Consider the following 19,493-nt stretch of genomic DNA (forward strand, 5'->3'; position numbering starts at 1 on the left):
TGCAAGCTGCAAGCAAGAGCGGAACGGAGTCAGGCGGCGCCACCAAGCTTTTTCTTGCTACTTGCTACTTGCGACTTGCTACTCGCGCCTTCCAACGTGAAGCCCAAAGGTTGGCAACCCGCTCCCAGGCACGGATAATGCCCAGTTTTTCCACCTGCGCATCCAAGCGCTGCACCGCGCTTGCGGTCGAAAAGAGACCCCCATGAAAGACACCATTCGCCAGCTGATCCAGCAAGCCCTCACCCAACTCGTCACCGACGGTGTGCTGCCTGAAGGGCTGTCGCCGGCGATCCAGGTGGAAAACGCCCGGGACAAGACCCACGGCGACTTCGCCAGCAATATCGCGATGATGCTGGCCAAGCCGGCCGGCATGAAGCCGCGCGACCTGGCGGAAAAACTGATCAACGCCCTGCCGGCCAGCGCCGATATCAGCAAGGTCGAGATCGCAGGCCCTGGCTTCCTCAATTTCTTCCAGAATACCGACGCCCTGGCCAACCGCCTGGACGCTGCCCTGGCCGACGCCCACCTCGGCGCGCGCAAGGCCGGCCCGGCGCAAAAAGTGGTGGTCGACCTGTCGGCCCCCAACCTGGCCAAAGAGATGCACGTCGGCCACCTGCGCTCGACCATCATCGGTGACAGCGTGGCGCGGGTGCTGGAGTTCCTGGGCGACACCGTCATTCGCCAGAACCACGTAGGCGACTGGGGCACCCAGTTCGGCATGTTGATGGCCTACCTGCAGGAAAACCCGATCACCAGCGATGAACTGTCGGACCTGGAAAACTTCTACCGCGCGGCCAAGCAGCGTTTCGACGAGTCCGAGGCATTCGCCACCCGTGCCCGCGGCCTGGTGGTCAAGCTGCAGGCCGGTGACCCGGAATGCCTGGCCCTGTGGACACGCTTCAAGGACATTTCGCTGTCGCACTGCCAAAAGACGTATGAACTGCTCAACGTCAAGCTGACCATGGCGGACGTGATGGGTGAAAGCGCCTACAACGACGACCTGGCCAATGTCGTGGCCGACCTCAAGGCCAAGGGCCTGCTGGTCGAAGACCAGGGCGCCCAGTGCGTGTTCCTCGACGAGTTCAAGAACAGCGACGGCGACCCGCTGCCAGTGATCGTGCAGAAGGCCGACGGCGGTTACCTGTACGCCACCACCGACCTGGCCGCCGTGCGCTACCGCAGCAACGTGCTCAAGGCCGACCGTGCCCTGTACTTCGTAGACCAGCGCCAGGCCCTGCACTTCAACCAGGTGTTCGAAGTGGCCCGCCGCGCAGGCTTCGTCGGCCACCCGATGCAAATGGAGCACATGGGCTTCGGCACCATGAACGGCGCCGATGGCCGCCCGTTCAAAACCCGCGACGGCGGCACCGTGAAGCTGATCGACCTGCTGACCGAGGCCAAGGAAAGGGCCTACGCGCTGGTCAAGGAAAAGAACCCGAGCCTGGCCGACGACGAACTGCGCCGCATCGGCGAAGTGGTGGGTATTGGCGCGGTGAAATACGCCGACCTGTCCAAACACCGCACCAGCGACTACAGCTTCAACTTCGAGCTGATGCTCAACTTCGAAGGCAATACCGCGCCTTACCTGCTGTACGCCTATACCCGTGTAGCTGGCGTGTTCCGCAAGCTGGGCAAGCGCTTTGACCAAGCCGATGGCAAGATCGTGCTGCAGGCCGCCCACGAGCAGGACCTGGCCGCACGCCTGGCGCAGTTTGGCGAAACCCTGAACAGCGTTGCCGAGAAAGGCACACCGCACGTACTGTGCAGCTACCTGTACGACCTCGCCGGCCTGTTCTCCAGCTTCTACGAGAACTGCCCGATCCTCGCCGCTGAAACTCCCGAGCAGCAACAGAGCCGCCTGCGCCTGGCCGCCCTGACTGGCCGCACCCTCAAACAAGGTCTGGAACTGCTCGGCCTGGAAACCCTGGAGCGCATGTAAGTTGGCTGCCAAGAAAAAACCCGCACCCAAACGCGGCGCCAGCCGCCAGACAGCGCCAGCCAAACAGCCGATTCCCGGCTGGGTATGGCTGGCGGTCGGCCTGACCGTTGGCGCGTTCATCGTGTTCCTGATGAAGCTCGAACCCGGCGGCGATGACATCAAGCGGGCCAAACCCGAGCAGCAGAAGGCCGACAAAGTGGCCGAAGCCAGCAAGCCTGCGCAGGCCACACCGCAACAGCCGGTGAAACCGAAGTACGACTTCTACACCTTGCTGCCGGAGTCGGAAGTCATCGTGCCGCCAGAGGCCGTACCGGAGAAAACACCCCCGGTCCCGGCCCAGCCGGTCACACCGGTTACCCCCGCTGAAGCGGCGAAAATCGACACGGCGCGGGCCCAGGCAGCACTGCTTGGCCAAACCCCGCCTCCGGCCCCGCCAGTGATCAAGCCGGCAGCGACCACCCAGTACTTCCTGCAGGCGGGCTCGTTCCGCAAACAGGCCGACGCCGACAAGGTGCGGGCCCAGATCATTCTGCTGGGGCAGTCAGTGAAGGTGGAGTCGGGTACGGTCAAGGAAGAAACCTGGTACCGCGTGATGGTCGGCCCGTTCAGCAACCGCGAACAGCTGACCGGTGCGCAGAAACAGTTGGCCGGCGCTGGTTTTGCCAACCTGTTGCTGCAACAGCGCCAGACCCGCCAGTAACCTTTGAACGGGGCGCTGTGCGCCCCCGTCAGACTTGAGCCGCCCCGGTGCAGCGGCCTTGCCTAGCGACAGGGCTGCAAAGCAGCCCTTGCCCTCTCAGCCCCGCCCCGCGTTGCGCTCGGACACCTGGCTATTGAGTGTCCAGAAGTCGTACAGCACCCCTACCAGGAACAGGCCACCGGTCAGGAAGTAGATGATCGCGGTCACCCACTTGCCCTGATACAGCCGGTGCAGGCCGAACACGCCGAGGAACGTCAGCAGGACCCAGGCGATGTTGTAGTCGATGCGCCCAGACTGGAACCTCAGGTCCGCCTCGCGGTCCATGGCCGGGATCAGAAACAGGTCGATCAGCCAGCCGATACCCAGCAGGCCGAAGGTGAAGAACCAGAGGGTGCCGGTTATCGGCTTGCCGTAGTAGAAACGATGCGACCCGGTGAAGCCGAAAATCCACAGCAGGTAGCCGATGGTCTTGCTGTGCGTGTCGTGGTAGGGCGTTCCCTGTTGATAACTGTTCATGCCTAGCCCTCGTGGGTTATGGAAAAATTTTCTAAGAAAATATGTGACTTTTTTGTCACAGGCCGACGTATGGCACCCTGCCAATCGACCAACGGATCATAAATTGATCAAAAAGCTGTTATAAAGTTGCGCGCCCAACACATAACTATTCATAAGAGCTTCATCTATGCCGCCTTTACTCAAGACATGGCTGACCCTCTGCCTATTATTGCCCCTGGCCGCCCACGCCACCAATCGTGAGCAACGTCTTCCCAATGGCTTCACCGGCTACACCAGCAATGCCGCCGTGAGGCATGCAGCGGTCAAGCAGACTGCGCCCCATGCTCGCACTGTCAGCGCCGCCAGCACGCGCGGTAGCAAGGTGGCCGCGATGTCGCCCAAGCAGAGCAGCGATGTGCTCAGCCGCGCGGTCAATGTACTCGGTACCCCCTACGTTTGGGGTGGCAGCAGCCCGAAAAAGGGCTTTGACTGCAGTGGCCTGGTCAAGTACGCCTTCAACGACGTGGCCAACGTAGACCTGCCACGCACCTCCAATGCCATGGCCCAGGGCCATGGGGTGAAAGTGGCCAAGGGCGAGTTGAAGCCAGGGGACCTGATCTTCTTCAACATCAAAAGCCGGCGGGTGAACCACGTGGCCATCTATCTGGGCAACGACCGTTTCATCCACGCGCCACGCCGCGGCAAGCGGGTGAGCATCGACAACCTGAGCAAGCCTTACTGGCAGAAGCATTACGTGGTCGCCAAACGGGTGCTGCCGAAAGAGCAGCAGCTGAGCCTGGCCAAGCGCTAAGCTTTTTCCACCTGCAATGGCCCGATCGCCGGCAAGCCAGCTCCCCCTCAAATCTGTAGAACTGTGGTGAACCTGTGGGAGATCACACAGCCCTACGGGCTGGGCTGTCGCACACAGAACTCGATTCGTAACTGCGACGCGGCCTGTGTGGGAGCGGGCGTGCCCGCGAAGCAGGCGACGCGGTGGCAGGCACCGGCTATGCCGGTGTTCGCGGGCACGCCCGCTCCCACAAAGATCCCGCTAAATCAATAAGTTATGTACTGTTCTATGAGAGCTGGCTTGCTGGCGAGAGAGCCTGTAGAGGCACTATCAATCGTCAACCAGGCCTTTCTCTCGTAACCCACGCAGTGCCCCCTCCATCGTCCGCATCCCTTGCGCACCACCCGCCTGCATCACCGAACACAACTGCGCCATCCGCCCCTCGCGCACCAGGTTGCGCACCGCCGGCGTCGCCACCAACACTTCCCGCGCTGCAACCCGCCCACCGCCCACGCGGCGTACCAGCACCTGCGCCACCACCATTTGCAACGACTCCGCCAGCATCGCCCGCACCAACGGCTTTTCATCGGCTGCAAATACCTCCACCAGCCGCTCGATGCTGCTGGCCGCCGAGCGCGCATGTACCGTCGCCAGCACTAGGTGCCCGGTCTCGGCCGCTTGCAAGGCCAGGCGAATGGTCTCCAGGTCGCGCAACTCGCCGATCATGATCACGTCCGGGTCCTGGCGCAGCGCGCTGCGTAGCCCCTGGGCAAAGCCGCTGCTGTGGCGGCCGACCTCGCGCTGGTTGACCAGGCTACGCTGGCTGCTGTGGATCACTTCAACAGGGTCTTCCAGGGTAATGATGTGCAGCGCCTTTTCGCGGTTCAGCTGGTCCAGCAACGTTGCCAGTGTGCTGGACTTGCCACTGCCGGTCGGCCCACCCACCAGCACCAGACCATCGCGGTACTGGACCACCGCCTGAAACACATCGGTCAGCGCTAGCTCATCCAGCGTGGCAATACGCCCTGGGATCAGGCGGAAGGTCGCCGCAGGCCCATTCAGCTGGCGAAACAGGTTCACGCGAAAGCGCCCTAGGGCAGGCAGCGCCAGCGCCAGGTCCAGTTCAGCCCCTTGCGCCCACTGCTCGCGCTGCGTGTCATCGAGCAGGGTTGCCATGCCCGCGACCAAGGCGCCCGCGGCGAGCGGCGGCATGGCCATGCGCTGCAGCTCACCGTCCAGGCGCAGCATGGGTGTCTGGCCGGCCGCCAGGTGCAGGTCCGAAGCCTGCACCGCCACGGCCCGTGCCAACAGGTCGGTCACATCCATGAGACTCCCCAAAGGCTTTCAAGTAGGTAGAATGCCGCAAACCCAACACTAGCCGGCCACCCTCCATGTCCACCCTAGCAGACAACCTTTCCGCGATTTCCGCCCGTATCGCCAGTGCTGCACAGGCAGCCGGGCGTGAGCCGGCCAGCGTCCAACTGCTGGCCGTGAGCAAGACCAAGCCAGCCGCTGCGATCCGCGAGCTGTACGCCGCTGGCGTGTGCGATTTCGGGGAAAATTACCTACAGGAAGCCCTGACAAAGCAGCAGGCACTCGGCGACTTGCCCTTGATCTGGCACTTTATTGGCCCCATTCAATCGAACAAGACCAAAGCCATTGCCGAGCATTTCGACTGGGTGCATTCCGTGGACCGCCTGAAAATCGCCCAACGCCTTTCAGAACAGCGCCCTGCCGGGCTGGCACCGCTGAACATCTGCCTGCAGGTGAACGTCAGTGGCGAAGACAGCAAGTCCGGCTGCGCCGCCGCCGAACTGCCGGCCTTGGCCAAGGCCGTGGCGGCCCTGCCCAACCTGCGCCTGCGCGGGCTGATGGCGATCCCCGAACCCACCGACGACCGCGCCGCTCAGGAGGCCGCCTTCGCCAGCCTGCGTAACCTGCTGGAACAGCAGCACCTGGGGCTGGACACCTTGTCCATGGGCATGAGCCACGACCTGGAAGCGGCCATTGCACAAGGTGCGACCTGGGTACGCATCGGTACCGCCCTGTTCGGCGCCCGCGCCCCACTCAACCCCGGCCAGGGCTGATTGCATGCTTTACTCACTCTTTTCCACAAGGACCTGACATGAGCAAGACTCGTATTGCCTTTATCGGCGCCGGCAACATGGCCGCCAGCCTGATCGGAGGTCTGCGTGCCCAGGGCCTGGACGCCTCGCAGATTCGCGCCAGCGATCCGGGCGCCGAGACCCGCAGCCGCATCCAGGCCGAACACGGCATCCAAACCTTCGAGGACAATGCCCAGGCCATCGACGGCGCCGACGTGATCGTGCTGGCGGTCAAGCCGCAGGTCATGAAAGCGGTTTGCCAGGCCCTGCAACCCAGCCTGCGTGATGGCCAACTCATCGTTTCCATCGCTGCCGGCATCACCTGCGCCAGCCTGCAAAGCTGGGTGGGCGCGCGCCCCGTGGTGCGCTGCATGCCCAATACCCCCGCGCTCCTGCGCCAGGGCGTGAGCGGCCTGTACGCCACCGCCGAGGTGTCGGCCGCACAGCGCCAGCAGGCCGAGCAACTGCTGTCGGCGGTAGGCACGGCCCTGTGGCTTGAGCAGGAACAGCAACTGGACGCCGTGACCGCGGTTTCCGGCAGTGGCCCGGCCTACTTCTTCCTGCTGATCGAGGCCATGACTGCCGCAGGCGAAAAGCTTGGGCTGCCGCGTGAAACCGCCTCGCAACTGACCCTGCACACGGCCTTGGGCGCTGCCCGCATGGCGGTCGCCAGCGATGTAGACGCCGCCGAACTGCGCCGCCGTGTCACCTCGCCCGCCGGCACCACTGAAGCGGCGATCAAGTCGTTCCAGGCCAGCGGCTTCGAGGCGATCGTCGAGCAGGCCCTGCAGGCTGCCGCGACACGCTCCGCCGAACTGGCCGAACAACTGGGCAAATAAGGAGTTATCGATGAATGCACTCTCCGGCGCCGCGATTTTCGTGGTGCAAACCTTGGTCAGCCTGTACCTGGTGATCGTGTTGCTGCGCTTCGTACTGCAGCTGGTCAAGGCCGATTTCTACAACCCGCTGTGCCAGTTCGCGGTGCGCGCCACCCAGCCGCTGCTCAAGCCGATCCGCCGCATTATCCCCAGCATTGGCGGCCTGGACACCTCGTCGCTGCTGCTGTCGGTGCTGATCCAGGCGCTGCTGATGGCCTTTGTGCTGATGGTCACCTATGGCACCTTCGGTGACGTCTTGCACTTGCTGATGTGGGCGATCATCGGCATTACCTCGCTGTTCCTGAAGATCTTCTGGGTGGCGATGATCGTGATGGTGATCGTTTCCTGGGTTGCGCCCAACAGCCACAACCCCGCCGCCGAACTGGCCTACCAGATCAGCGAGCCGGTGCTGGCCCCCTTCCGCCGCATCGTGCCCAACCTGGGCGGCATGGACATTTCGCCGATCTTCGCCTTCCTGGCGATTCAGGTGATCCAGTCGTTCGTCATGCCACCGCTGGCTGCCTATGCCGGCATGCCCCAGGAGCTGTGGCGGATGATCTGACCCCGCATGCACCCAGCGGCAAGCCTTTGCTTGCCGCTGGGGGTAGCGCTCTTTAGACTTACGCCTCCGTCAAGCGTGAGCAGGGTCGATGTCCACTGTCTTTCCCGAAGATTCCGTCGGTCTGGTAGTACCGCAAACCGCCCGGTTCGATGAACCGCTGGCGCTGGCCTGCGGCCGCTCCCTGGCCAGTTACGAGCTGGTCTACGAGACCTACGGCACCCTCAATGCCAGCGCGAGCAATGCCGTGCTGATCTGCCATGCGCTGTCTGGCCACCACCATGCCGCCGGCTATCATGCTGCCACCGACCGTAAACCGGGTTGGTGGGACAGCTGCATCGGCCCTGGCAAGCCCATCGATACCAACCGTTTCTTCGTGGTCAGCCTGAACAACCTCGGCGGTTGCAACGGCAGCACCGGCCCCAGCAGCGTCAACCCGGCCACTGGCAAACCCTACGGCGCCGAGTTTCCGGTACTGACGGTGGAAGACTGGGTGCACAGCCAGGCGCGCCTGGCCGATCGCCTGGGCATCCAGCAGTGGGCAGCCATCGTTGGCGGCAGCCTGGGTGGCATGCAGGCGCTACAGTGGACCATGACCTACCCGGAGCGCGTGCGCCACTGCGTCGACATCGCCTCGGCACCGAAACTGTCGGCGCAGAATATCGCCTTCAACGAAGTGGCACGCCAGGCCATCCTCACCGACCCCGAGTTCCACGGCGGTTCGTTCCAGGACCAGGGCGTGATCCCCAAGCGGGGCTTGATGCTGGCGCGCATGGTCGGCCACATCACCTACCTGTCCGATGACTCGATGGGTGAAAAATTCGGCCGCGAGCTCAAGAGCGACAAGCTCAACTATGACTTTCACAGCGTCGAGTTCCAGGTCGAGAGCTACCTGCGCTACCAGGGCGAGGAGTTTTCCGGGCGGTTCGATGCCAACACCTACCTGCTGATGACCAAGGCGCTGGACTACTTCGACCCGGCTGCCGCCCACGGCGGCGACCTGGCAGCCACCCTGGCCAACGTCAAGGCGGACTACTGCATCATGTCGTTCACCACCGACTGGCGCTTCTCTCCGGCCCGTTCGCGGGAGATCGTCGACGCCCTGATGGCAGCGCGCAAGAACGTCTGCTACCTGGAGATCGACTCACCTTATGGGCACGATGCCTTCTTGATCCCCACACCTCGCTACATGCAGGGTTTCTCGAACTACATGAACCGCATTGCCATCTGAGGACAGCATGAGAGCCGATCTGGAAATCATCCACGACTGGATCCCCGCCGGCAGCCGGGTACTCGACCTGGGCTGCGGCAGCGGCGAACTGCTGGCCTCGCTGCGTGACCGCAAGCAGGTCACCGGCTATGGCCTGGAGATCGACCCCGACAATATCGCCGCCTGCGTGGCCAAGGGTGTGAACGTCATCGAGCAAGACTTGGACAAAGGCCTGGGCAACTTCGCCAGCAACAGTTTCGACGTGGTGATCATGACGCAGGCCCTGCAGGCCGTGGAGTACCCCGATCGCATCCTCGACGAGATGCTGCGCGTGGGCCGCCAGTGCATCATCACCTTCCCCAACTTCGGGCACTGGCGTTGCCGCTGGTACCTGGCGACCAAAGGCCGCATGCCGGTATCGGACTTCATGCCCTATACCTGGTACAACACACCGAACATTCACTTCTGCACGTTCGCCGACTTTGAAGAGCTGGTGCATGAGCGCCGGGCCAAGGTGCTCGACCGCCTGGCAGTCGACCACCTGCACCGCAATGGGTGGGGTGGCCGGCTTTGGCCTAATCTTCTGGGTGAGATCGGCATCTACCGCGTCAGCAGCCCGAGCTTGCAAGAGCACCAGCTCGCGGTCTGACACACACACCGGGAGGAAGCGCCCATGCGTCGCCCCGTGCGCAGCAGCCCGCTAGGGTTCAAGCAGATTATCGAAACCGGCGGCATCAGCAACTCCCTCAGTTTCAACCAGGAAGTGTTCCCAGGCGAATGATGAATTTCCAGCAACTCGTATTGGCCAGCCACAACGCCGGCAAACTCAAGGAACTCCAGGCCATGCTCGGCCACTCGGTGCAACTGCGCTCGATTGGCGAATTCAGCCAGGTAGAGCCGGAAGAAACCGGCTTGTCGTTCGTCGAGAACGCCATCCTCAAGGCGCGCAACGCTGCACGTATTTCCGGCCTGCCGGCCTTGGCCGACGATTCCGGCCTGGCCGTGGACTTCCTCGGCGGTGCGCCGGGTATCTACTCGGCGCGCTATGCCGATGGCAAGGGTGACGCGGCAAACAACGCCAAGCTGCTCGACGCGCTGAAAGACGTGCCAGAAGCCGAGCGCGGTGCACAGTTCGTCTGTGTGCTGGCACTGGTACGCCACGCGGATGACCCGCTCCCGATCCTCTGCGAGGGCCTGTGGCAAGGGCGCATTCTGTTCCAGGCCAGTGGCGAGCATGGCTTTGGCTATGACCCACTGTTCTGGGTGCCCGAACGCAACTGCTCCAGCGCCGACCTAGCACCTGTGGACAAGAACCAGCTCAGCCACCGCGCCCGCGCCATGGCCCTGCTGCGCCAACGCCTGGGCCTGGCATGATCGCAACGCTGGCTACCCCTGGCGCGGCGGGCTTTACCAGCCTGCCGCCGCTGGCGCTGTACATCCACATTCCGTGGTGCGTGCGCAAATGCCCTTACTGTGACTTCAACTCCCACGCGGCCGGCCCTGAGCTGCCGGAAGACGCCTACGTCGCGGCGCTGTTGACCGACCTGGACCAGGAGCTGGCGGCGGTGCAAGGCAGGCCGATCAGCTCGATCTTCTTCGGTGGCGGTACGCCCAGCCTGTTCAGTGCAGGCGCCCTGGGCCGCCTGCTGCGCGGCGTGGAGCAGCGCATACCGTTCGCAGCGGACATCGAGATCACCCTGGAGGCCAACCCGGGCACCTTCGAGCAGGACAAGTTCAAGGCCTACCGGCAAACCGGCATCAACCGCCTGTCCATTGGCGTGCAGAGCTTCCAGCCGGCCAAGCTGCAGGCCCTGGGGCGCATCCACAATGGTGACGAAGCCGTCCGGGCAGCCGGCATGGCGCGCGCGGCCGGGTTCGACAACTTCAACATGGACCTCATGCACGGCCTGCCCGACCAGTCCCTGGAAGACGCCCTGGGCGACCTGCGCCAAGCCATGGACCTGGGGCCCACGCACCTGTCGTGGTACCAACTGACCGTCGAACCCAACACGGTATTCTGGAACCAGCCGCCGGAGCTGCCCGAGGACGACATTCTCTGGGACATCCAGGAAGCCGGCCAGGCGCTGATGGCCGAGCATGGTTTTCGCCAGTACGAGGTCTCGGCCTATGCTCAGGCCGGCCGCGCTGCGCGGCATAACCTCAACTACTGGCGTTTTGGCGACTTCATCGGCATCGGCGCCGGCGCCCACGGCAAACTGACCTTCGCTGACGGCCGTATCCTGCGCACCTGGAAGACTCGCTTGCCCAAGGACTACCTGAACCTGGCCAAACCGTACAAAGCCGGTGAGAAGCTGCTGCCAGTCGACGAGTTGCCGTTCGAGTTCCTGATGAACGCCCTGCGCCTGACCGATGGCGTGGAAGCCCAGCTGTTCACCCAGCGCACCGGCTTGCCGCTGGAGCAGTTGCGCGAAGCCCGTCGCGCAGCCGAACAAAAGGGCCTTTTGCAGGTCGAATCGGATCGACTGGTGGCCACGCCAAGGGGCCAGCTATTCCTCAATGACCTGCTGCAGTATTTCTTGACCTAAGGATGACCCATGGATCTGGTACTTGATCTGCTCGCGACGGTTTCCCGCTGGAGCCGCGGCAACCTGTCAGAAATTTCGCTGGCCTTGGTAGGCTGCCTGCTGGTGCTGTTCGGCAGCGACGTCAAAGGCTGGGCCGAACAACGACTGGGCAGCCTGGGTGGCGCCCTACGCGTACCGTTCATGGCGGTGATGGTGATGGTCGGCAGCGGCGCGGCACTGATCTATGCCACACCCTGGGTGGTGAAGGGGCTGAGCCAGTTCAACAACTACGCACTGGCGCCGGTGTTGCTGGTGGTCGTGGTGCTGATTGGCGTGGTGGCCGACCGGCGCGGCTGAGACACAGCCTGGGGCTGAACGCTTGTGGGACATTCTGTTTTGCCCAGTTTCTGGAAGCATGCGCGATCACTGTAGGAGCGGGTTTACCCGCGAAGAGGTCGGCACTGCCAGCAGAAGGCTTGAGATAGCAGGGGCTGCTTTGCAGCCCATCGCGACACAAGGCCGCTCCTACACCGATCGCGCTAGTTGATCAGCGCAGGAAACAAGCGGGGCGCAGATTCCAAAAGCTGCCCCGGCAAACCAGGGCAGCCCTACCACTTGACTAGCCTTTAACGGGCGTCATCGAAGTGGTCGCGCATGAAGTCCCGAACGGTCTTGAGCAAGATCAAAATCCGGGCGAGCCTCCAGACACGGCTCAGCGCATCAAGCAATCGCTTCATGTGCATTGGCCTCCGTGTTGGCGGGCCAATCTTCCAGCATCTAACCGGTACTTCGATGCCTTCGAAAGCTGTGTAGAGCGTTCAGTGAAGTGGCCAGGTTAATGGCCCTTCGAAGAAGTCACCGGCACGGTTCTCAGGCCATGTCGAAGGGGCCGGAAAGCAGAATTCTTCTCCTACCCGACCCATCACTGAATGGACTCTCACAGGAGCAGCTAGATGATACCCGGTCTACTTGACCGAGACTGTTAACTGCTTCGACACACTTGATGCCGGGTATTTCCGCACATTGACCCTGCTTCTGAAGGTGCCTATGATCACCTGACTGTGTAGAGCTTTCAGTGAAGCCTTGAAGCGAAGGATACTCAGTCCTTTTGCTCACACAAAAAACCGCTCATCTCAGAGCGGTTTTTTTTGGCCTGCATTTCTACAGGCCTCAGCGTACCGAAAGGCCGATTCAGCCGATCAGTCCACCTTCTCGAACTTCAAATCCCACACCCCATGCCCCAGCCGCTCGCCGCGGCGTTCGAACTTGGTGATCGGGCGCTCTTCGGGGCGTGGCACGTAGGTACCGTCTGCTGCGCGGTTGCGGTAGCCCGGCGCAGCACTCATCACTTCCAGCATGTACTCGGCATACGGCTCCCAGTCGGTGGCCATGTGGAACACGCCACCGGGCTTGAGCTTGCGCCGCACCAGCTCGGCGAACTCCAGCTGCACAATACGGCGCTTGTGGTGGCGCGCCTTGTGCCAAGGGTCGGGGAAGAACAGCATCAGGCGGTCGAGGCTGTTGTCGGCCACGCAGCGGTTCAACACTTCGATGGCATCGCAGTCATACACCCGCAGGTTCTTCAAACCCTGGGTCAGCACACCATTGAGCAGCGCACCAACACCGGGGCGGTGTACTTCCACACCAATGAAGTCCTGCTCCGGCGCGGCGGCGGCCATTTCCAGCAGGGAATGCCCCATACCGAAGCCGATCTCCAGGGTACGCGGCGCGCAACGGCCGAATACCTGGTCGTAGTCCACCGGGCTGTCGGCCAACGGCAGGATGTACAGCGGGCCGCCTTGGTCCAGGCCGCGTTGCTGGCCTTCGGTCATGCGCCCTGCACGCATCACGAAACTCTTGATGCGGCGGTGTGGGCGCTGGTCGCCGTCGGCGGCGATCGGCGTATCTTGCGAATCAGTCATCTGGGGCTCTTACTTGATCAGACCATCCAGCGGCGAAGAGGCGCTGGCATAGAGTTTTTTCGGCATCCGGCCGGCCAGGTAGGCCATGCGACCGGCGACGATGGCGTGCTTCATGGCTTCGGCCATCAACACCGGCTGCTGGGCGTGGGCAATGGCCGAGTTCATCAGCACCGCCTCGCAGCCCATTTCCATGGCGATGGTGGCGTCGGAAGCGGTGCCCACTCCGGCATCGACCAGCACCGGGACTTTCGATTCTTCCAGGATGATCTGCAGGTTGTACGGGTTGCAGATACCCAGGCCCGTGCCGATCAGGCCGGCCAACGGCATCACCGCGATGCAGCCCGCCTCAGCCAGCTGGCGGGCAATGATCGGGTCATCGCTGGTGTAGACCATCACGTCGAAACCATCCTTGACCAGCACTTCGGCGGCCTTGAGGGTTTCGATCACGTTGGGGAACAGGGTCTTCTGGTCCGCCAGCACTTCGAGCTTGACCAAGGTCCGCGACTCGTGGGACTTGTAGCCTTGCAGCAGCTCACGGGCCAGGCGGCAGGTACGCACGGCCTCGGTGGCGTCGAAGCAGCCTGCGGTATTGGGCAGGATGGTGTACTTGTCGGGCGACAACACGTCGAGCAGGTTCGGCTCACCCGCATTCTGGCCAAGGTTGGTCCGGCGCACGGCCACGGTGACGATCTCGGCACCCGAGGCCTCGGTGGCCAGGCGGGTCTCTTCCATGTCACGGTATTTGCCGGTGCCGACCAGCAGGCGCGACTGGAACGTGCGCCCGGCCAGAATGAAGGGCTTGTCGCTGCGAACGTTGCTCATCGTTGTTCCTCGGGAAAAGGTTGCAGGGCTTGCTTGTGAACCACCAGGCTGCTGTCAGCCGCCACCGATCGCGTGGACCACTTCGACCTGGTCGCCGTCGTTCAGCAGGGTGCTCTCGTGCTGGCTACGCGGCACGATATCCAGGTTCAGTTCCACGGCAATGCGGCGCCCACTGAGCTCCAGGCGCGTCAGCAGGGCTGCAACGCTCTCGCCGGCAGGCAGTTCGTAAGGTTCACCGTTCAGTTGAATGCGCATGCGCACGGCCACCATTATTCTTTGGGGCCCGCATTCTAGCGCCGAACCGCCCCGCAACCCAAGGGCGGTGCGCGCCATTAGTCGCGATTGTGGACCAGCTGGTCAGCCCAGCCGCCAGGCCGCCAACCCCAGGCATAGCCAGCCGGCCAGGAAGCACAGGCCGCCGATCGGGGTGATGATGCCCAGCTTGGTCAGGCCGCTGAGGGCCAGCAGGTACAGGCTGCCGGAGAACAGCACGATACCCACCGCAAACAGCCCACCGGCCCAGCCCACCAGGCGCCCGGGCAGGTGCGCCGAGAGCACGGCAACCGCAAGAATCGCCAGCGCATGCACCAGTTGGTAGGTCACGCCGGTGTGGAACACCGCCAGGTAGTCGGCCGTCAGCCGGTTTTTCAGGCCGTGGGCGGCGAAGGCACCCAGTGCGACTCCGGTAAAGCCGAAAAAGGCGGCAAGCATCAGGAAGCTGCGAAGCATGGGACGACTCCTTGGATCGGGTCTGTATAATGGCCCCTTCCACCCGTACGGCCAAGCCATCGTCATGCTGCCATCCCTTGTTCGCCGCCTCTTCCGTGCCCTGCTCTGGTTCGCTGCCTGCAGCATCGTGCTGGTGCTGGTGTTCCGCTGGGTGCCCCCGCCCGGCACGGCGCTGATGGTCGAGCGCAAGGTGCAATCCTGGGTCAATGGCGACCCCATCGACCTGCAGCGCGACTGGGAGCCGTGGCAGAACATCTCCGATGAACTCAAGGTCGCGGTCATTGCCGGCGAAGACCAGAAGTTCGCCAGCCACTGGGGCTTCGACATCCCGGCTATCCAGGCTGCGCTGGCCTACAACGAGCGCGGCGGCAGCATTCGTGGCGCCAGCACCCTGACCCAGCAAGTGGCCAAGAACCTGTTCCTGTGGTCGGGGCGCAGCTGGTTCCGCAAAGGGCTGGAAGCCTGGTTCACGGCACTGATCGAACTGCTCTGGTCCAAGGAACGCATTCTCGAGGTTTACCTGAACAGCGCCGAGTGGGGCAAAGGCGTATTCGGCGCCCAGGCGGCGGCTCGCTATCACTTTGGTGTCGATGCCAGCCAGCTCACCCGCCAGCAGGCAGCGCAACTGGCCGCAGTATTGCCCAGCCCGATCAAGTGGAGTGCCAGCCGGCCGAGCGCCTATGTGGCAAGCCGTGCCGGGTGGATTCGTCGGCAAATGAGCCAGCTGGGTGGCCCCAGCTACCTGATGCAGCTCGACTCATCCAGAAAGCTTTGAATGCAGTGCCGGCACAAATGAAAAAGCCGCTCGCTCCGTCGGAGCCAGCGGCTTTTCTGTGCAACAAAGGCCCGATCAGGCTGCGATCAGTGCCTTGACCTTGTTCATCGCATTCTTCTCCAGCTGGCGAATCCGCTCAGCCGAAACGCTGTACTTGTCTGCCAGCTCATGCAGGGTGGCCTTCTCTTCAGCCAACCAGCGCTGGTAGAGAATGTCGCGGCTGCGCTCGTCCAGCCCTTGCAGCGCTTCGTGCAGGTTGCTGGTGGAGTTGTCGCTCCAGTCGGCATCCTCCAGTTGCACCGCCGGGTCGTACCGGTGGTCTTCCAGGTAATGCGCAGGGGACTGGAACGCGCTGTCGTCGTCAGCTTCCGCTGCCGGGTCGAACGCCATGTCCTGCCCGCTGAGGCGGCTTTCCATCTCGCGCACTTCACGCGGCTCGACGCCAAGGCTCTCCGCCACGCGATGCACTTCGTCGTTGTTCAACCAGGCCAGGCGCTTCTTCTGGCTGCGCAGGTTGAAGAACAGCTTGCGCTGGGCCTTGGTGGTAGCCACCTTGACGATGCGCCAGTTGCGCAGGATGAACTCGTGGATCTCGGCCTTGATCCAGTGCACGGCGAACGACACCAGGCGCACGCCCATTTCAGGGTTGAAGCGTTTGACGGCCTTCATCAGGCCAACGTTGCCTTCCTGAATCAGGTCGGCCTGGGCCAGCCCATAGCCAGCATAGCTACGGGCGATATGTACGACGAAACGCAGGTGGGCCATCACCATTTGACGAGCGGCCTCGACATCCTGCTGATAATAGAGACGCTCGCCCAGATCACGCTCCTGCTCGACCGTCAGCAGCGGGATGCTGTTGACCGTGTGCACATAGGCTTCCAGATTTGCACCGGGTACCAAGGCATAGGCAGGTTGCAACGATGTGGTCATTCAAGAACCTCCGACTTACTAGACTCGCGCTTTTTGGGCGCTGCCAACATTGACCTGGAACGACGGTACAAGTTCCATCGTGAACAAAATGTCAATGCTGGCCTGTAAAAACTATCGCGGTGCCAGCTCGTTCAAGTGGCGGGCGACTGCAATCCATGCACCGATATACCCCAACAACACCGCTCCGATCAAGAGCGACAGACCATCGGACCCCGGCACTCCGCCCAGGGCGAAGTCACTGCCGTATAGCCCGGAAAGCCCTACCACCGCCTCGTTCAGCCAGTTCAGGCCAAACGCCAGGATCCCCCACGCCAGCAGCCCTGCACCCAGGCCATACAATGCGCCCATGTACAGGAAAGGCCGGCGTACGTAGGCGTCGGTGCCGCCGACCAGCTTGATCACTTCGATCTCGATGCGGCGGTTTTCGATATGTAGACGAATTGTGTTACCGATTACTAACAGCAGCGCGGAAATAAGCATCACCGCCAGACCGAAGACGAACCGGTCACCCAGCTTGAGGATCGCCGCCAGCCGCTCGACCCAGACCAGGTCCAGTTGCGCCACATCCACCCGCGGCAGCTCCGCAAGGCGCTGACGCAAGGCTTCAAGGGCGGGCTTGTCGACCTCGGTCGGGGTGACTACCACCACACCAGGCAGCGGGTTTTCCGGCAGCTCGCGCAAGGCCTCGCCCAGACCGGACTGCTGCTGGAATTCCTCCAGCGCCTGCTCGCGGCTGACATACTGCGCGTCTGCCACGCCGGGCATGCCCTTGATCTCGTCACGCAGCGCCTCGCCATCACCGCTGCCGGCATCCAGCTTGAGGTACAGCGAAATCTGCGCCGCGCGCTGCCACGAACCGCCCAGTTGCTCGACGTTCTTCAGCAACAACGACAGGCCCATCGGCATGCTCAGCGCGACGGCCATCACCAGGCAGGTGAAGAAGCTGCCGATCGGCTGCTTGCCCAGCCGGCGCAGGCTGTCAGCCAGGCTGGCACGGTGGCTTTCCAGCCAGGCGTGCAACAACGTGCGGAAATCCGGGCCGTCATCGTCTTCGCCGCGTTTTTTCTTCGCCGGCTGCGGGTCGGCTGGCTTCGGCGCAACGCGCTCGGAAACCTTTGGCGTACGTGTAGTGCTCATTGCCCGGCCTCCCCATCGCCGATCAAGCGGCCGCGCTGCAAGGTCAGCATGCGGTGACGCATGCGCGCAATCAGTGCCAGGTCGTGGCTGGCGATCAAAACCGTAGTACCCAGGCGGTTGATGTCCTCGAATACCCCCATGATTTCTGCGGCCAGCCGCGGGTCGAGGTTACCGGTGGGTTCATCGGCCAGCAGCAGCGCAGGCTGGTGGACGATTGCCCGGGCAATGCCGACCCGCTGCTGCTGCCCGGTGGACAGGTCAGCCGGGAACAGCTCGCCCTTGTCGGCCAGCGACACGCGCTCCAGGGCGGAATCGACGCGCTTGGCGATCTCGGCCTTGGACAAGCCCAGAATCTGCAGCGGCAGGGCAATGTTGTTGAACACCGTGCGGTCGAACAACAGTTGGTGGTTCTGGAACACCACGCCGATCTGCCGGCGCAGGAACGGGATCTGGGCGTTGCTGATCTGGCCCAGGTCCTGCCCGGCCAGCATCAGCTTGCCGCTGGTCGGGCGCTCCATGGCCAGCAGCAGGCGCAGCAAGGTGCTCTTGCCGGCGCCCGAGTGGCCGGTGACGAACAGGAACTCGCCCCGGCGCGCCCGGAAACTCAGCTCATGCAAACCGACATGACCATTGGGATAGCGCTTGGCAACCTGTTCGAATCGGATCATGGTCAGTCTCGCTCGGCGAACAGAGCCTTGACGAAAGGCTCCGCTTCGAAGGTGCGCAGGTCGTCGATGCCTTCGCCGACACCGATGAAGCGGATCGGCAACTTGAACTGCTTGGCCAGGGCGAAGATCACCCCGCCTTTGGCGGTGCCATCGAGCTTGGTCAGGGCCAGGCCGGTCAATTCGACACTCTGGTTGAAGTACTTGGCCTGGCTGATGGCGTTCTGCCCGGTACCGGCGTCGAGCACCAGCAGCACCTCGTGCGGCGCCTCGGCGTCGAGCTTGCCGATGACACGGCGCACCTTCTTCAGCTCCTCCATCAGGTTGTCCTTGGTGTGCAGGCGGCCGGCGGTGTCGGCGATCAGCACATCCACGCCGCGGGCCTTGGCGGCCTGCACGGCGTCGAAAATGACCGATGCGGAGTCGGCACCGGTATGCTGGGCGATGACCGGAATCTGGTTACGCTCACCCCACACCTGCAACTGCTCGACCGCTGCGGCGCGGAAGGTATCGCCGGCGGCCAGCATCACCTTCTTGCCTTCCTGTTGCAGTTTTTTCGCCAGTTTGCCGATGGTGGTGGTCTTGCCGGCGCCGTTCACGCCTACCACCAGGATCACGTAGGGCTTGTTCTGCGCCTGCACTTTCAGTGGCTGCTCGACCGGACGCAGCAATGCCGCCAGCTCTTCCTGCAGCGACTTGTACAGGGCGTCGGCATCGGCCAGTTGCTTGCGGGCGACTTTCTGGGTCAGGTTCTGGACGATGGTCGACGTGGCTTCCACGCCCACGTCGGCGGTCAGCAGGCGCGTTTCGATCTCGTCGAGCAAGTCGTCGTCGATGACTTTCTTGCCCAGGAACAGGCTGGCCATCCCCTCGCCAATGGAGGCACTGGTCTTCGACAGGCCCTGCTTGAGGCGGGCAAAGAAGCCAGGCTTGGCCTGTTCGGCCGGCGCTGCCGCTGGCTCTGGCGCGACCTCGACGGCTGTGGCAGCCACGGCCGGCGGGGCAACCACCTCAGGTGCAGGGCGCTCGGGGATCGCCGGTGGCGCCTTGGGTTCCAGGTCCGGCACCAGCGCTACCGGCTCTTCGGCCACCGGCAGTACCAGGTTGCTGACCGGCGCAGGGGCAACGGGTTGCGGCGCGGGCGCTACCGGCGGCGGGGAAACCAGCGGCTCGGGTTCAGCGGCCGGCGACGGCTGCACAGCGACCGGCGCCGGCGCTTCGGCTGCCGGGGCAGGCGCGGGCGCCTCAGGCTGCGGCGCTTCAGCAGCGGGGGCCTCGACCGGAGCGGCTACAGGGTGCTCGACAGCGGGGG

The 19,493-nt window shown here is 63.4% G+C and carries 22 protein-coding genes and 1 pseudogene; 13 read left to right on the forward strand and 10 right to left on the reverse strand.

The features are described from left to right. Positions 1-202 precede the first annotated feature (202 nt). Both argS and G1E_RS02940 read left to right on the forward strand, forming a co-directional pair. On the forward strand, positions 203-1,939 hold the full coding sequence (gene argS / locus G1E_RS02935; RefSeq protein ID WP_009684939.1) for an arginine--tRNA ligase: 1,737 nt from the start codon (positions 203-205) through the stop codon (positions 1,937-1,939). A gap of 1 nt (position 1,940) precedes the next feature. After that, on the forward strand, positions 1,941-2,639 hold the full coding sequence (locus G1E_RS02940) for an SPOR domain-containing protein (protein ID WP_047149606.1): 699 nt from the start codon (positions 1,941-1,943) through the stop codon (positions 2,637-2,639). A gap of 96 nt (positions 2,640-2,735) precedes the next feature. On the opposite strand, the gene G1E_RS02945 is transcribed toward G1E_RS02940, so the two are convergent. Beyond that, the gene (locus G1E_RS02945; RefSeq protein ID WP_009684937.1) at positions 2,736-3,155 is read right to left on the reverse strand and encodes an NINE protein; all 420 of its coding nucleotides are present in this window, start codon (positions 3,153-3,155) and stop codon (positions 2,736-2,738) included. A 166-nt stretch (positions 3,156-3,321) separates the two neighbouring features. Here G1E_RS02945 and G1E_RS02950 point away from each other — a divergent pair, with 166 nt between their 5' ends. Further along, positions 3,322-3,945: a C40 family peptidase gene (locus G1E_RS02950; RefSeq protein WP_009684936.1), complete on the forward strand. Its 624-nt coding sequence runs from the start codon at positions 3,322-3,324 to the stop codon at positions 3,943-3,945. A 309-nt stretch (positions 3,946-4,254) separates the two neighbouring features. Here G1E_RS02950 and G1E_RS02955 read toward each other — a convergent pair whose 3' ends face one another. Beyond that, positions 4,255-5,250, reverse strand: a complete 996-nt coding sequence (locus G1E_RS02955) for a type IV pilus twitching motility protein PilT (RefSeq protein WP_047149607.1) — start codon at positions 5,248-5,250, stop codon at positions 4,255-4,257. A 65-nt stretch (positions 5,251-5,315) separates the two neighbouring features. On the opposite strand from G1E_RS02955, the gene G1E_RS02960 reads away from it, so the two are divergent. The 9 genes and pseudogenes from G1E_RS02960 to G1E_RS02995 all read left to right on the forward strand — a co-directional run bounded on the left by G1E_RS02960 (position 5,316) and on the right by G1E_RS02995 (position 11,558). Next, positions 5,316-6,011 (forward strand): YggS family pyridoxal phosphate-dependent enzyme, encoded by a 696-nt coding sequence (locus G1E_RS02960; protein WP_009684933.1) that lies wholly within the window; start codon positions 5,316-5,318, stop codon positions 6,009-6,011. 38 nt (positions 6,012-6,049) lie between these two features. Further along, positions 6,050-6,868 (forward strand): pyrroline-5-carboxylate reductase, encoded by an 819-nt coding sequence (gene proC, locus G1E_RS02965; protein ID WP_047149608.1) that lies wholly within the window; start codon positions 6,050-6,052, stop codon positions 6,866-6,868. A 10-nt stretch (positions 6,869-6,878) separates the two neighbouring features. Beyond that, positions 6,879-7,469 carry a YggT family protein gene (locus G1E_RS02970; RefSeq protein ID WP_009684930.1) on the forward strand — a complete coding sequence of 197 codons (591 nt, stop codon included), beginning with the start codon at positions 6,879-6,881 and terminating at the stop codon, positions 7,467-7,469. 88 nt (positions 7,470-7,557) lie between these two features. Next, entirely contained in the window at positions 7,558-8,697 is a 1,140-nt protein-coding gene (locus G1E_RS02975) for a homoserine O-acetyltransferase (RefSeq protein WP_009684929.1), read from the forward strand. A gap of 7 nt (positions 8,698-8,704) precedes the next feature. Then, positions 8,705-9,325 (forward strand): methionine biosynthesis protein MetW, encoded by a 621-nt coding sequence (metW, locus tag G1E_RS02980; RefSeq protein ID WP_009684928.1) that lies wholly within the window; start codon positions 8,705-8,707, stop codon positions 9,323-9,325. Positions 9,326-9,364: 39 nt separating this feature from the next. Further along, a pseudogene (locus tag G1E_RS30115) lies at positions 9,365-9,457 on the forward strand (DUF4426 domain-containing protein); the annotation flags it as partial. Continuing rightward, positions 9,454-10,050, forward strand: coding sequence for an RdgB/HAM1 family non-canonical purine NTP pyrophosphatase (gene rdgB, locus G1E_RS02985; RefSeq protein ID WP_033690803.1), 597 nt, complete (start codon positions 9,454-9,456; stop codon positions 10,048-10,050). The pseudogene G1E_RS30115 and the gene rdgB, both read left to right, overlap by 4 nt. After that, entirely contained in the window at positions 10,047-11,222 is a 1,176-nt protein-coding gene (gene hemW, locus G1E_RS02990) for a radical SAM family heme chaperone HemW (protein ID WP_009684925.1), read from the forward strand. Before rdgB ends, hemW begins: the two co-directional genes overlap by 4 nt. Before the next feature lie 9 nt (positions 11,223-11,231). Next, positions 11,232-11,558, forward strand: a complete 327-nt coding sequence (locus G1E_RS02995; protein ID WP_009684924.1) for a DUF3392 family protein — start codon at positions 11,232-11,234, stop codon at positions 11,556-11,558. A gap of 842 nt (positions 11,559-12,400) precedes the next feature. Here G1E_RS02995 and trmB read toward each other — a convergent pair. The 4 genes from trmB to G1E_RS03015 form a co-directional block, all read right to left on the reverse strand. Further along, positions 12,401-13,123 (reverse strand): tRNA (guanosine(46)-N7)-methyltransferase TrmB, encoded by a 723-nt coding sequence (gene trmB / locus G1E_RS03000; protein WP_009684922.1) that lies wholly within the window; start codon positions 13,121-13,123, stop codon positions 12,401-12,403. Between the two features lie 9 nt (positions 13,124-13,132). Continuing rightward, a complete protein-coding gene (locus G1E_RS03005) occupies positions 13,133-13,945 on the reverse strand; it encodes a thiazole synthase (protein ID WP_009684921.1) in 813 nt (270 codons plus the stop codon). Positions 13,946-13,999: 54 nt separating this feature from the next. Next, positions 14,000-14,200: a sulfur carrier protein ThiS gene (gene thiS / locus G1E_RS03010; protein WP_009684920.1), complete on the reverse strand. Its 201-nt coding sequence runs from the start codon at positions 14,198-14,200 to the stop codon at positions 14,000-14,002. Between the two features lie 102 nt (positions 14,201-14,302). Next, positions 14,303-14,674: a DUF423 domain-containing protein gene (locus G1E_RS03015; protein WP_009684919.1), complete on the reverse strand. Its 372-nt coding sequence runs from the start codon at positions 14,672-14,674 to the stop codon at positions 14,303-14,305. Positions 14,675-14,738: 64 nt separating this feature from the next. Here G1E_RS03015 and mtgA point away from each other — a divergent pair, with 64 nt between their 5' ends. Continuing rightward, the gene (gene mtgA, locus G1E_RS03020) at positions 14,739-15,449 is read left to right on the forward strand and encodes a monofunctional biosynthetic peptidoglycan transglycosylase (RefSeq protein WP_009684918.1); all 711 of its coding nucleotides are present in this window, start codon (positions 14,739-14,741) and stop codon (positions 15,447-15,449) included. A gap of 75 nt (positions 15,450-15,524) precedes the next feature. On the opposite strand, the gene rpoH is transcribed toward mtgA, so the two are convergent. From rpoH to ftsY, 4 genes are all read right to left on the reverse strand, one after another. Beyond that, on the reverse strand, positions 15,525-16,379 hold the full coding sequence (rpoH, locus tag G1E_RS03025; RefSeq protein ID WP_009684917.1) for an RNA polymerase sigma factor RpoH: 855 nt from the start codon (positions 16,377-16,379) through the stop codon (positions 15,525-15,527). Between the two features lie 111 nt (positions 16,380-16,490). Continuing rightward, positions 16,491-17,516 carry a permease-like cell division protein FtsX gene (ftsX, locus tag G1E_RS03030; RefSeq protein WP_047149609.1) on the reverse strand — a complete coding sequence of 342 codons (1,026 nt, stop codon included), beginning with the start codon at positions 17,514-17,516 and terminating at the stop codon, positions 16,491-16,493. Further along, positions 17,513-18,184, reverse strand: a complete 672-nt coding sequence (ftsE, locus tag G1E_RS03035; RefSeq protein WP_009684915.1) for a cell division ATP-binding protein FtsE — start codon at positions 18,182-18,184, stop codon at positions 17,513-17,515. The genes ftsX and ftsE overlap by 4 nt, the downstream gene beginning before the upstream one ends. A gap of 2 nt (positions 18,185-18,186) precedes the next feature. Continuing rightward, a partial coding sequence (gene ftsY / locus G1E_RS03040) for a signal recognition particle-docking protein FtsY (protein ID WP_256220425.1) occupies positions 18,187-19,493 on the reverse strand: 1,307 nt, incomplete at its 5' end.

It is taken from the genome of Pseudomonas sp. TJI-51, from assembly GCF_000190455.2.
GTDB classification, from domain to species: Bacteria; Pseudomonadota; Gammaproteobacteria; order Pseudomonadales; family Pseudomonadaceae; genus Aquipseudomonas; species Aquipseudomonas juntendi.